The following is a 12,597-nucleotide window of genomic DNA, read 5'->3' on the forward strand; positions in this document are numbered from 1 at the left end:
TGTGTTGGGGGGTATACACGCGGACCACCATCGGTTGAGTCCGAGATCCTAGGAACGGATAGGAGGCTCATCATCAGCCAAGTGTTCAAAGATCTGCTGGGATCTGTCCGTTTCCGGCGAACGCTCGTAGATTCAACAATAACAAAACGGCCCCAAAAATCCAAGACTTACACAGTACCGGGCGTACCGCGAGCCTTTGACTAGGGCTCATTCAGAAAATTTTGCGACAAATAACAGCATTATGGAACTGTATGTTGTTCTACAAAGCGCGCTTCACCATGGTGGATTTAGCCCATCCATACGGCGGATAAACCGGCTTGAGCGTATCCACCATGGTGGTCTTCGCCAAAGTGGGTCGTAGCTGGGAGAACGTGTCGAACCCATATTTGCCGTGATAGTTGCCCGTGCCCGAGTTTCCAACGCCGCCAAACGGCAGATTCGTCACGCCAGTTTGCAGGATCGCCACACCAATTCCGATACTGCCGGCGCGCACGTGATCCTCGAAGATCGCATGCAAACGAGGCCGCTCGGAGAACAAGTAGGCTGCGAGAGGATCGGAGCGGTTGCCAATGAAATCGATGGCCTCGTCCACGTTCGCCACACGAATGATCGGCAAGATGGGCCCAAAGATCTCCTCTTGCATCACCGGCGATGCCGGATCAACATTCTTCAGAATGGTAGGCGCCACATAGCGATGTGCGCGGTCCACGATTCCACCAGCCACCACGTCGCCGTCCGCCAAATACCCGGCGAGACGGTCCACATGGGATTCGTTCACAATCCGTCCGAAGTCCTTTGAGGAGCTCGGATCCTTGCCATAGAACTCGGCGATGGCCCGCGGCAAGTGCTTTTCCAACTCATCCGCAGCTCGCCCCACGGCAAGCACATAGTCCGGCGCCACACAGGTCTGGCCGGCGTTGGTGAACTTCGCGAAAGCGATGCGCCGAGCAATCGCCGGCCAGTTTCCGTCAACCACCACCACAGGGCATTTACCGCCGAGTTCAAGGGTGACGGGCGTGAGCTGCTGCGCGGCAGCCGCGTAGACCTTCCGGCCAATGCGCTCGCTACCGGTGAAGAAGATGTGATCCCACTTCTGCTCGAGAAGTTCCGCGGCAACGTCGGCGCCGCCAGTCACGACGGCAACCGCACGGTGGTCCAGATACTGCGGAACCAAACGCTCGAGCAAAGCGCTCACGGTGGGCGCGTTTTCTGACGGCTTGATCACCGCACAGTTTCCCGCGGCAATCGCGGAGACCAGCGGGATGAGCAGGTTGTTCACCGGATAGTTCCACGGCCCCATGATCAGCACTAGCCCCAACGGCTGCGGCTCTACCTTGGCGACGGCCGGCTGGAAGGCGATCGGCATGCGCTGATGCTGCGCACCCATCCACTCGGTTAAGTACAACTGCGCGAGCTTGACCTCGTTGCGGACCATGCTCAGCTCCGTGAGTCGGGCTTCCACGGCGGACTTCCCAAGATCCTGGGCTAAAGCAGTAACGAAGTCTGATTCGTGCCGGCTCATCATCCGTTCGAACGCCTTGAGCTGCGCGGCCCGGAACTTGCGAGTCACGGCGATGCGTTCGCGGGCTCCTTCGCGCAAGTGCGCGACGGTCTCCGCGACGCCCAAATGCTTGGTGGCCTCGGGGACAACGTCTAGCTCCACTTCCTCCGGTGAGGCTTCTGCCTCTTCGTGGATGGGCGCCAGCTCCGTTTCGATTGGCGTCTCATCGGCCACGCTATCCTCGCGGGTTTCGTGTCCGGAAGCCAGGGTGCGGTCTTGAGCTGCGTCGTCGTACTTCATGAAATGAACTCTACCCACCGCACGTAGGCAACAAGTGTCCGCCTCACGCACTACTCTTAAGCGCGTGAATGAACGCAACGCACTGGGATTCGGTTGGACACTGCACGGGGATGGGAAAACCATTCGCCCGGGATCGGTGGTGGCACCGGACGAACGTCTGAGCTGGCCGCTGACGGCGAGCATCGGCGTGCAGCACATCATGGCGATGTTTGGCGCCACGGTGTTGGTGCCTACGCTGACCGGCTTCCCCGTGACCACCACCATTCTCTTCACGGGTGTGGGCACGTTGCTCTTCCTTTTGATCACGCAGGGCAAGGTGCCGAGCTACCTCGGTTCGTCCTTCGCGTTCATCGCCCCCATTGGCGCGGCCATGAATCAGCACGGGATTGGCGGTGCGCTCGGCGGATTGGTCATGTCCGGCGTGGCGCTGTTCTTGGTGGGATTGATTGTTCAGAAATCCGGTGTGGGTTGGATTCACGCTCTCATGCCGCCGGTGGTGATGGGCACGATCGTGGCTGCGATCGGGCTGAATTTGGCCTCCGCCACCACCACCGCCATGCAGGAAGTCCCTCTGACCACGTTCGTGACGCTGGCCGCCGTGGTCATTTCTGCCGTGCTTTTCAAGGGCATGCTGGGCCGTTTGTCCATCCTGGTGGGCATTGTGGTGGGTTACATCGTGGCGCTGTTGCAGGGTCAGGTGGACTTCACGCCCGTGGCCGAGGCCGGCTGGGTGGGCCTTCCGCCGTTCCATTTGCCCGAGTTCCACGCGAGCTTGTTGCCACTGTTCCTTCCCGTGGTGTTGGTGTTGGTTGCCGAGAATATCGGTCACGTGAAGACGGTGGCCCTGATGACGGGCCGGGATCTGGATGGTAGCTACGGACGGGCTTTGATGTCCGACGGCGTGGCCACGGCTCTCGCAGGAAGCTTCGGCGGATCCGGAACTACTACATACGCCGAGAACATTGGGGTCATGGCTTCCTCGAGGGTTTACTCTACCGCGGCTTACTGGGTTGCGGGCTCGGTGGCCATTTTGCTTGCGTTCTTGCCAAAGTTCGGCGCGCTCATCTCGACGATTCCAGCGGGCGTTTCCGGCGGTGCCGGCATTGTGCTGTACGGAATGATCGGCATCATGGGTGCACGCTTGTGGGTGCAGAATGAGGTGGACTTCTCCAACCCCATTAACCTCATGACGGCCGGATCTGGCCTGATTATTGCCATCGCCAATCCAGTACTCACCCTCGGTGGAGCGCAATACGGTGGCATCGCTCTTGGAACCGCGGCAACGCTTCTCATCTTCCACGTCATGCGAGCCATCGCTCGAGCACGCGGCACGGAGCCAACTGCCATTGCTGAGGACTCAGGAGTAAATCCGGGCAAGCTCGGCTAAATTGCTTGCGCCGTTGAGCGCCTTTCATCCTTACTGCGTATTATCTAAATGTGGCATGGTGGACAAAGCAGTGGGCAGACCCTCAGTGGCGGGCTGACGTCGATGAATGGATTGACGCAACCCTTGAAGAATTTGAGGTGTCCCGCACTGAACCCACGCAATGGGGCAGGACTCGACTGTGGAGCACTCAGGCCACCATTCCCACAGATGCCGGCCAACTATGGTTCAAAGCGCCGTGCCCAGGCCTGAGCGCCGAAGGAAGCATCACCGGCTTCTTCAATTCCATTAATGAGCAACGCTTTGCGTTTCCGCTCAACGTCAACATGGAAACTGGCTGGTTTTTGCTTCCTGATTACGGCGACAATCTCAAGACGCTGCCGAGCCCGTTCCCAGACCTCTGGGCGCTCATGCTTCAAGATTTCGGCCGCGCTCAGGTGGAACTCGTCGGCCGGGATGATGAGGTCTTTGATCACGGCATGCCGATTCTGGATCCGGCGTGGATCATGACTCACCTTGAGCAACAGCTCATTCTGCACGCGGCCCTGCCAGCGGATCACCCGCTCCACATTCCTGCCGAGACGGCCGAGCAGTTGGACCAGAGCTTCCAGCCCTTGCACCAGGATGCCGCACTCCTGCACAGTGCAGGAATCCCCCTATCTTTGGACCACAACGACCTTCACCGCGGCAACGTGATGCTTCCGCTCGAAGAGGGCGATCCGCTCCGCTTCATGGACCTCGCGGATTCCTACTGGGCACATCCTTTCGGAACGCTGTCCGTGCCCGTGCGCTGGATGTGTGACGAGTTCTCGTGCGAGCCAGACGATGAGCGCATCACGAAAGTCATTCACACCTACCTCGAACAGTGGTCCGATTACGGAACCGTCGACGAACTCTCCGAGCTTGTTGCGCCGGCCATCCGTTTGAGCGGCATTGCGCAGCACGGCGTGTGGTTGCGGATTCTGGACGACGCCGACGAGCAAGACATGCGCGACTACGGCAACGTCCCCATAGATATCTTGAAAAACCTCACTCAACCGCTGCGACCCAAGCAAGCGTAGTCACTGTTGAAATAGCTAGCTTGGGTCGCACGGAATAGTTGGCTTTTAGCAGTGGTAGGTGTCCGTCGGTGCCTCGAAGTGCACATCGAAGCCTTCTGGAACATGCAGGTTGAAGGCGTGGGCGAGGCCCAAAACCTTCTTGGCGCGCGCTAGGCGTGGAAGATCAGATCCGTTGCGGATCTCGCCGCCGTCAGAGTCGAACTCCTTCAAGAATTCCGTAGCCCAAGACAATTCGGCCAAGGACGGGCTTAGCCCTTCGTTGACGGTTGCCACCTGCTCGGGCATCAAGCACAGCTTGCCCGTCATCCCGAATTCGAGGCTCACAGCCGTTGACTCTGCGAGCTTAGAACCCAAGGCTCCCACCGCAGGTCCATCGATAGGACCTGGGAGGTTGGCCGCGCGCGATGCAATCGTGAACTGCGAGCGCGTGTACGCAAGGGTCATGGGGTTTTCACCAAAGCCGGTGTCTCGGCGGAAGTCACCGAGCCCGAATCCCAAGCGATACGTGGAGCGGGCGGTGGCAATATCCTGCAGGTTTTGCACCCCGCGCGCCGTCTCCACGAGCGCCACAATCTTGGTGTTCTTGAGCGCCTCAGCGGTCTTGGTCACGTGCTCTGGCGATTCCACCATGGCGAGCATGACGCCATCGAGCCCTGCAACGCCGGAGAGCTCGCGCAGGTCTTCTTCCCACCACTGCGTACCGAACCCATTGATACGCACCCAGGCGTGACGCTGCCGCCCGTGCTCGTCCGTAGAATCCAGCCAGGCCGTCACATTGCGGCGTGCTCGCTCTTTGTCTTTGGGGGCCACGGCGTCTTCGATGTCCAAGACCACCACGTCTGCTCCGGAGGCAACGGCGTGATCGAAGCGATCCGCATGGGTGCCGTTGACGAGCAGCCACGTGCGCGCGAGTTCTGGTCCCACTTCTGGGGCCAGGTCTTGGGCTCGGCGAGCGGTTGCCTGCTGCGATGCAGTCAAGGAGTTTGAAGACAAAGTTTCTAGGGACAGTGAATCAATAGACATGAACGTGCCGTTCTAGGGGAAAGTGAGCGCTCGAGGAGCAGAACCGGAGCCGCCGGGCGCTTTCGATGAAAGCTGCCGAGCCAAGCCTTGCCTCGAAGCATTCCGCGGAGTCAGCGGGGCCTCTGGTTGCGCTATGTCAGCGCGTGGCAGTTGCGGTGAACCCAGACTAACAGATTGTGACTCACGGCACACCTTGACCCTATTGTGGCCAGTACCCTCGCTCATCCATGACGGTTGCGAGCACCTCTGCCCGATCCGTCATGATCCCGTCCACACCCAGATCTAGGAGCCGTTCCATTTCGGTGCGCTCGTCGACCACCCACACGTGCACTTGCAGCCCGGCCTCGTGCGCGTGCCGCACAAAAGCGGGCGTCACCACCGGCACGCCCACATACCTTGGCGGAACCTGCAACGCCACAATTCCCCGCTCCCGCAGCTTCAGCAGTCGGTGCGCCCCTACCGTCCCGAAGGCCGTGGAGAGCACGGTGGTCACCATTCCGGACGAGCTCGCCACGCGCTCCCCTGCTGCCGTCAAAGTACGACGACGCCGCTCATCAGAGAAGGAAGCGGCCAGAACGCGGTGGTTGGCTTTGGCATCGATGACGTGTTGGGCGAAGAGCTCGGCGCCCGCGGCGTCCTTGATGTCTACATTGAGGTGGATGTCATCCCACTCATTCAAGAGCTCTTCAAAAGTGGGGATGGGGGCAGTTCCTGCCACTTTGATGTCCGCGATCTGCAGACTGGTCAACTGGCTGATGGGACCCTTGCCATTGGTGACCCGGTCCAGGGTTTCGTCGTGAAAGACGTAGAGCACGCCGTCTTTGGACGTCCGCACGTCCAGCTCAAGATAGCGAAAGCCGAGGTCCACTGCGCGACGGAACGCGGGCATGGTGTTTTCATCACCCTCCGGCGAGAAGCCTCGGTGGGCAAACGCGAGCTTGTGCCCTTCCAACGCGTTCCCGCGCTCGTTGAGCAAATACGGAACCGGCTCAAGACCGTGCGTCTTCGGCCCCAGAATCTCATGGGTACGACCCAACTCGTTCGTACGGGAGGGACGCTGCTCGGAAGTCACATGCTCATTCTATGGAATCTGCGCAGGTGAGCGGGCACTTAGCCTAGGAGGTCCTCGATGACTTGAGCTACGCCGTCGTCCTCCACGGATTGCGCCTGAAATTCGCACGCCGCGAGCGCCGAAATATGCCCACCGGCCATCGCGTAGCCTCGCCCGGCCCAACCGAGCATTTGAATGTCATTGGGCATATCACCGAACGCCACCACATCCTTGGCCTCAATGCCCAACAACTCGGCATGCCGGGCGAGCGCCGCAGCCTTGTTGACGGAGGGATGAGCCATTTCCAGCAAAGTCATATTGAAGGCCGAATGCGTGACGGACACCAGATCCTGCACATGCGGTTCCACCAGCTCGTGGAACGTCTCCGGGCTCAAAGTGCGGGACTTGGCAAGGAGCTTAACCACGCCCTCTTCACCCAGCAGCACCGGGTCAAAAGGCGCGGGAATCACTTCTTTGAGGTGCCGCGAATCGCCCGGCTCCGGGAAGGTCTCTTCGAGGTGCAGGCGTCGGATGGTTTCCGCAGCAAACGTGGCCTCCGACTCCAAACCGAGGATCAGTTCGCGGGTCTGCATGACGTCTTGGGCAGGAATGGTCTGAGCTTCGAGGACCTTTTCCGTTTCGAAGTCGTAGACCACGGCGCCGTTTGAACAGATAACGGACCCAATGGAATCGAACGCCTCACGAATGGGCTGCAGCCAGCGCGTGGGACGGCCGGTCACGAAAACAATCTGCACACCCTCGTTACGGGCCCTACGGAACGCTTGAATGGTGCGCTCAGAAATGGAACCGTCTCTGCGGACAATGGTTCCATCGAGGTCACTTGCAATCAGGCGCATTCACCCAGTTTAGTTGGACAAATTTACGAGCCAAACCCGGTGGGCCATGACTGGTCGACTCCGGCCGAGCCTTAAGCCAGCCCTAGTACCAGTCACTCACTAATCCACCGCGAGCACGGGCACCTTGTCCACGCCGATCTCCACGCGATCCCCGCGTTTGAGGGCCTCGGCCACGCGGGCGTGGACCTGGGCAACGATGATCGTGGCGTCGTCCAACTCAACGTTCACAGTGGCGTAGTCGCCCAAGAAGGACGTGGACACCACGGTTCCACGCGGGTCCACTGCGGCAGTGTTGGAGGCTGCAGAATCGTTGGCCCCGAGCGGCTCAACATTCAAGCGCTCAGGTCGCACCAGCACAAAAGCGTCCGGACCGGCCTCAGAACCAGGCAGCAGCGGAACGCGCGTGCCCAAAACGGTGGCTTCCCCGGCCTCGATCTTGGCAGGCAAACGGTTGGTGTTGCCCACAAAGGCGGCCACGAAGGCGTTCGTGGGACGGTCATACACTTCGCGTGGAGCGCCGATCTGCGAAAGCTTGCCGGACTGCATCACGCCCACGCGGTCCGCGACCGCGAGAGCCTCAGACTGATCGTGCGTCACGAACAGCGCCGTAGTCCCGAGCTCGAGCTGCAGGCGGCGGATCTCGTCGCGCAATTGCACGCGCACTTTCGCATCCAGCGCGGAGAGCGGCTCATCAAGCAACAACACGTCCGGCTGCACGGCGAGCGCCCGGGCCAAAGCAACGCGCTGCTGCTGGCCGCCGGAGAGTTCGCTCGCGTAGCGATCGTGATGCTGGCCCAAGCCCACCAGTTCCAGGTAGGTGTCCACGGTCTTTTTGCGCAGCGCAGTGGACTGCTTGCGCAAGGACAGCGGGAAGTCCACGTTCTGCGCCACGGTCATGTGCGGAAACAGCGAATAGCTCTGGAACACGGTTGCCATGTTGCGCTTGTTCGCGGGAACATCCGTGAGATCGCGGCCATCGACGGTCACGGTGCCGGCGTCCACTTCTTCGAGCCCGGACAAGGCGCGGAGAGCGGTGGTTTTACCGCAACCGGATGGACCCAAGAGCGCCACAAACTCGCCCGGGGCCATTTCCAAGTTGAAGTTATCCAGCGCCCGGACGGATCCGTAATAGCGGCTGAGTCCGCGCATGGACACGGCAACGCCGTCGCGCGTCTGGGTCAGCGCAGCCGTCGAAATAAGGTTCTGCTCAGTCACGAGAGATCTTTCTGTTGAGCCAAAGAAGAGGGCTTCGCCGAAGCCGCGGGGGCTGGGCCGGTGAGCGCCGAGTCCGTAAGGGAGGCAGGGTTGGTGAGCTGCGTCGTGGTACTGGAGGCGGAATCGCCCACGGCGGGCCGCGAAGTGCGCCGACCGCCGCGATCCAACAATCCCAAGCCCACCAACAGGACCACACCAAAAATCAGCACCAAGAGGGACACCGCGGCGGCAACCTGAGGATCGGCTTGATTGACCAAGAAAACGCCAGTCTGCAGGGTTTCGCGGTTGAGCAAGCGGGCGATCGTGAACTCGCCCAACACCACGGCCACGGCAATGAAGCTCGCGGAGGCAATAGCGGTGCGAATATTCGGCAAAATCACGCGCCACAGCACGGTGAACCAGCTGGCGCCGAAGGATCGAGCGGTCTCGGAGAGCGTCTTGACATCAATCGCGGACAGGCCGGCATCGAGGGCTCGGTAGGAGAACGGCAGCACCAGAATCACGTATGCGAAGGACAGCCAAATGGCATTGGTGTCCAGTACGTAAATGGCAATAAACCGGTACACCGGCGCGAGTCCCACCACCAACACCACAGCGGGAATGGTGAGCGGGAGCAAGCAAATGAACTCCACCCACCGTTTGATCCGCGGCACGCGCAAGCGCACCCACACCATGGTGGGAATCAGGAGCACCAGCATGATCGCCACGGTAATCAGCGCGATCACCAAAGAGTTCACAAAACCGTTGCGCAACGGTTCGAGCCGAGACTGCGAGCCATCGACGAGGCGCGTCCAGCTGGACCAGTCATACGCGCCGGTCAGCGGGAAACGAATCGAAAACTCAAACAGCGCATAGAGCGGGTAGAGCATGAAGATGAGGACGAGCCCCAGAACAATCAGCCGGAAAATCCGCTGATTGCGCGCACGTTTTTCGCTGCGTTTCATGCGCCCAACCACCTCGACGTGCGCTTCTGGAGCAAGGCGTACGCGATCATCACGATCGCCACCACCACAATCATGCCGAGCGCGAGCGCTTGCGCATAGGAATCCATGCCCGGGTTATTTTCGTTGCGCAAGGCACCTTCGATGGCCATGGGGACAATGATGTTCTGTTGCGAAATCAGGGCCGCGGCGGTTGCGTACGCGGAGAAGGCATTCGCGAACAGGAGCAAGAAGGATCCAAAGAACGACGGCGCCAGCAGCGGTCCCGCAATTTTCGTCCAGTACGTCCAGGTTCCGCCGCCGAACGATTCATTGGCTTCGCGCCACTGCTGACGCAGTCCGTCGAGGGCGGGGAGAAACACGATCACCATGAGTGGGATCTGGAAGTAGCAGTACACGAGCACGAGTCCGGGGACGGAGCTGAGGAAGCCGCCGGGAATCTGAGTCTCGAAGACGTCACGCATGAGGCGCGAGAGCGTGCCGTTTCTGCCGATCAGCGCAATAAACGCGAACGCGAGCATCACGCCGCCGAACTGCGCGAGCACGGAGCACAGTGCCGTATAGACGCGGCGCAGGACGCTACCTTCGGGGCTCGTGGCGAGGGCGTAGGACGCGAGTGCCCCTACGACGGCGCCGATTGCGGCCGTGATCAAGCTCAGGTAGGTGGTGGTCCAGAAAATTTGGAGGGTCTGTTGCGAGAACACCAGATTGATGCCCGCAAGAGAGAAGTTTCCGTTGCGATCACGGAACGCACCAATGACCACCAAGAGGGTGGGCAGAAGCAAGAAGATGCCGGTGTACAAGAAGAACGGCACGGAGCCGAGCCAAGCAAACCGGCGGCCCCGGCTCACGCGGGCAGGATCATCCTGCTGTGGGGCGTGAGCCGGGGCATCCGAGAGTGCAGTCATGATTGACTACTGACCGATCGTCTTATCCCAGTTATCAGCCAAGAACTTGTTCATCTTCTCAGCCTGATCTGCGGTAGGAGTTTGTGGGTCCGTCACAGCTGGAACGTTCTTTGCGAACTCTTCGTTCAAGGTTCCGGCCTTCTTCATCTCAGCGGCGAGCACTGGGGAAGCGCCACCCTTGAGCCACAGGTTCTGAGCCTCGTCAGAGAAGAGGTATTCCTGCCACAAGCGAGCTGCTGCCGGGTGAGGAGCATCCTTGTTGATGGCCTGGTTGTAGTAGGACACCACGCTGATGTCATCTGGAACGAACGTTGCCCACTCGACACCCTTTTCCTTGAGGGAAGAGGTGTAGGAAAGCTGGTTGTAGGTCCAGTCAAAGACCACACCGTGCTCGCCGGACTCGATGGTGCCCTTGGTGACATCCGTCTGGTTCAACGTGCCAGCGTCCTTGAGCTCCTTGAAGTACTCAAGGCCCTTGGTGCCGTCATCGAGCGTTCCGCCGTTGGCGAGGTTAGCCAAAAGGAAGCCGTTGAAGGCAGCGCCAGCTTCTGCAGGCTTGCCGTTGACGGCCACTGCGCCATCAAACTTGGCGTCCGTGAGCTGGTCAAGCGAGGTGATTTCGCCGAAGAGAGTCTTGTTGTAGCCAACCACCATGACGCCGGTGTAGTCGTTGACCCACTTGCCTTCGGTATCCTTGTTCTCGGTTGGGATCTTGTCGAAGTTCTCAACCTTGTAAGGAGCGAAGTAATCCGTGCTCTCCAAAGCAACCGTGGTGCCGAGGTCAAAGACGTCCGGAGCCTTGTCCGTGCCCTTGTTGGCGTCCGCTGCCTGGATTTCTTCCTTTGAGGAAGCATCCGGGGTGGCTTCGTTGACGGTGATGCCGTACTTGGTCTTGAAGCCCTCGATGATCTCGCCGTAGTTGGCCCAGTCGTGAGGAAGTGCAATGACGTTGAGCTGGCCTTCAGCCTTAGCAGCTTCAACGAGCTTGTCCATGCCACCCAGCTCTTCAGCGGAGGTGGCGGTCTTAGCTGCGTCGGTGGACGCACCGCTAGCGCTCGAGCTGGCCGAGGAAGCGGAAGAAGACGAGGAGGAAGGGGTGGAGGAAGGGGTGGAAGAACCACAAGCGCTCAGTGCGAGCGCGGTGACGGCCAAGCCGGCCACGAGTGAAGAACGCATAGCAATGCGCACGGTGTTCTCATTTCTGACGACGCGATAGAAATAGGAGTTCGGTGCCGTTGACGAGGAATGAAGAGACCTCGGTCAGTACAGTACCTCCAGAACCTTAGGCGCGGTCAGTAACCAGTTGGGGAGTGCAAGGTGAACAGTGGGTATCACGAGGTGAACTCCGCGTAAATCGCGTGTGAGATCTACCTCTTTAGGTGCCTGACTAGGGTATATATGCGGTCAGACAAAACTACCGGTTAGGAAATCTCGCGGCGGTACGGCGGGTTAGCGCCCGCGCGGGACACCGTGATGGCCGCGGCTTTAGCTGCGAAGTCAATAACGTCGTTGACCGTGTTGGAGTCGATCGCGCGCAGCTTGTCACGCTGAGCGGCGCCCACGAGTTCGCGCTCAACCAGTGCGGAGATCAGCGCGGACATGAAGGAGTCGCCGGCACCCACGGTGTCTTCAACCTCAACGGCAACCGCGTTGGCGCGGGCTTCTCCCCCGGCCACAACGGCCCACGGGCCACCGCTGCCGTACGTCACACACACGAGCGCGGCACCGAGTTCGCGCCACGCTTTGGCGGTGTCGCGGGCATCGCGGTCCGGGTAGAGCCACTCGAGATCAGAGTCCGAAGCGCGGACCACATCAGACATGCTCACGATGTGCTCGATCTTGGCGATCGCAGCGTCTTTGTCATCGATGAGGGCAGAGCGAACGTTGGGGTCGTAAGAGATGGTGGCGTGACCGCGAGCGCGCTCGACCGCGTCGATAACGGCCGCGGCCCCTGGGTCTAAAAAGGAACCGATGGAACCCACATGCAGAACTTGGGCTTCTTCAAGCGCAGTGGCGGCCTCGCCCTCGAGTGGCTGAAGATCCCAAGAAATATCAAAGGAATAGGTGGCCGAACCGGCAGGATCCAGCTGCCCCTTAGCGGTGGAAGTCTCGCGCTCAGTGCGCGGAGCTAGCTCCACCACGGAGTTGTCGCGCAAGTGCCGGTGGATCATGTCACCGTATTCGTCCTGACCATATTGGCCCACGAACCCAACCGAGTGACCCAAACGGGCAAGGCCGACGGCAACGTTCATGGGGCTACCGCCCACGTATGCCTCAGGCGCTGAAATGCCTCCGGACAATACGTCCACCAGGGCTTCTCCGATGACCAGCAGCATAATGTTGGGGTTCCTTCGCA

The 12,597-nt window shown here is 60.2% G+C and carries 11 protein-coding genes; 2 read left to right on the forward strand and 9 right to left on the reverse strand.

Annotated elements, in window-relative coordinates; genetic code table 11:
• Positions 1-259: 259 nt before the first annotated feature.
• Positions 260-1,801, reverse strand: a complete 1,542-nt coding sequence (locus HD598_RS07140; RefSeq protein ID WP_183664810.1) for an aldehyde dehydrogenase family protein — start codon at positions 1,799-1,801, stop codon at positions 260-262.
• A gap of 64 nt (positions 1,802-1,865) precedes the next feature.
• Here HD598_RS07140 and HD598_RS07145 point away from each other — a divergent pair, with 64 nt between their 5' ends.
• Both HD598_RS07145 and HD598_RS07150 read left to right on the forward strand, forming a co-directional pair.
• Positions 1,866-3,188, forward strand: a complete 1,323-nt coding sequence (locus tag HD598_RS07145) for a uracil-xanthine permease family protein (RefSeq protein WP_071895284.1) — start codon at positions 1,866-1,868, stop codon at positions 3,186-3,188.
• A gap of 50 nt (positions 3,189-3,238) precedes the next feature.
• Positions 3,239-4,246 carry a hypothetical protein gene (locus HD598_RS07150; RefSeq protein WP_183664812.1) on the forward strand — a complete coding sequence of 336 codons (1,008 nt, stop codon included), beginning with the start codon at positions 3,239-3,241 and terminating at the stop codon, positions 4,244-4,246.
• A gap of 45 nt (positions 4,247-4,291) precedes the next feature.
• Here HD598_RS07150 and HD598_RS07155 read toward each other — a convergent pair whose 3' ends face one another.
• From HD598_RS07155 to HD598_RS07190, 8 genes are all read right to left on the reverse strand, one after another.
• Positions 4,292-5,269 (reverse strand): HpcH/HpaI aldolase/citrate lyase family protein, encoded by a 978-nt coding sequence (locus HD598_RS07155; protein ID WP_183664814.1) that lies wholly within the window; start codon positions 5,267-5,269, stop codon positions 4,292-4,294.
• A gap of 199 nt (positions 5,270-5,468) precedes the next feature.
• Complete coding sequence (locus HD598_RS07160; RefSeq protein ID WP_311538981.1) at positions 5,469-6,341, reverse strand: glycerophosphodiester phosphodiesterase; 873 nt, start codon at positions 6,339-6,341, stop codon at positions 5,469-5,471.
• A 38-nt stretch (positions 6,342-6,379) separates the two neighbouring features.
• Positions 6,380-7,177, reverse strand: coding sequence for an HAD family hydrolase (locus tag HD598_RS07165; protein WP_183664816.1), 798 nt, complete (start codon positions 7,175-7,177; stop codon positions 6,380-6,382).
• A gap of 99 nt (positions 7,178-7,276) precedes the next feature.
• On the reverse strand, positions 7,277-8,392 hold the full coding sequence (locus HD598_RS07170; RefSeq protein ID WP_311538982.1) for an ABC transporter ATP-binding protein: 1,116 nt from the start codon (positions 8,390-8,392) through the stop codon (positions 7,277-7,279).
• Positions 8,389-9,336: an ABC transporter permease gene (locus HD598_RS07175; RefSeq protein WP_183664818.1), complete on the reverse strand. Its 948-nt coding sequence runs from the start codon at positions 9,334-9,336 to the stop codon at positions 8,389-8,391. Before HD598_RS07175 ends, HD598_RS07170 begins: the two co-directional genes overlap by 4 nt.
• Positions 9,333-10,241: an ABC transporter permease gene (locus HD598_RS07180; protein ID WP_183664819.1), complete on the reverse strand. Its 909-nt coding sequence runs from the start codon at positions 10,239-10,241 to the stop codon at positions 9,333-9,335. Before HD598_RS07180 ends, HD598_RS07175 begins: the two co-directional genes overlap by 4 nt.
• Positions 10,242-10,247: 6 nt before the next feature.
• Positions 10,248-11,417: an ABC transporter substrate-binding protein gene (locus HD598_RS07185; protein WP_183664821.1), complete on the reverse strand. Its 1,170-nt coding sequence runs from the start codon at positions 11,415-11,417 to the stop codon at positions 10,248-10,250.
• A 245-nt stretch (positions 11,418-11,662) separates the two neighbouring features.
• Entirely contained in the window at positions 11,663-12,577 is a 915-nt protein-coding gene (locus tag HD598_RS07190; RefSeq protein WP_071894425.1) for a carbohydrate kinase family protein, read from the reverse strand.
• Between the last annotated feature and the right edge of the window lie 20 nt (positions 12,578-12,597).

The sequence above is a fragment of the Neomicrococcus aestuarii genome (assembly GCF_014201135.1).
Classification (GTDB): domain Bacteria; phylum Actinomycetota; class Actinomycetes; order Actinomycetales; family Micrococcaceae; genus Neomicrococcus; species Neomicrococcus aestuarii.

Coding starts and splice junctions, on each gene's coding strand:
- HD598_RS07140 (WP_183664810.1), bottom strand. CDS start 1,801: ATGAAGTACGACGACGCAGCTCAAGACCGCACCCTGGCTTCCGGACAC.
- HD598_RS07155 (WP_183664814.1), bottom strand. CDS start 5,269: ATGTCTATTGATTCACTGTCCCTAGAAACTTTGTCTTCAAACTCCTTG.
- HD598_RS07165 (WP_183664816.1), bottom strand. CDS start 7,177: ATGCGCCTGATTGCAAGTGACCTCGATGGAACCATTGTCCGCAGAGAC.
- HD598_RS07175 (WP_183664818.1), bottom strand. CDS start 9,336: ATGAAACGCAGCGAAAAACGTGCGCGCAATCAGCGGATTTTCCGGCTG.
- HD598_RS07180 (WP_183664819.1), bottom strand. CDS start 10,241: ATGACTGCACTCTCGGATGCCCCGGCTCACGCCCCACAGCAGGATGAT.
- HD598_RS07185 (WP_183664821.1), bottom strand. CDS start 11,417: ATGCGTTCTTCACTCGTGGCCGGCTTGGCCGTCACCGCGCTCGCACTG.
- HD598_RS07190 (WP_071894425.1), bottom strand. CDS start 12,577: ATGCTGCTGGTCATCGGAGAAGCCCTGGTGGACGTATTGTCCGGAGGC.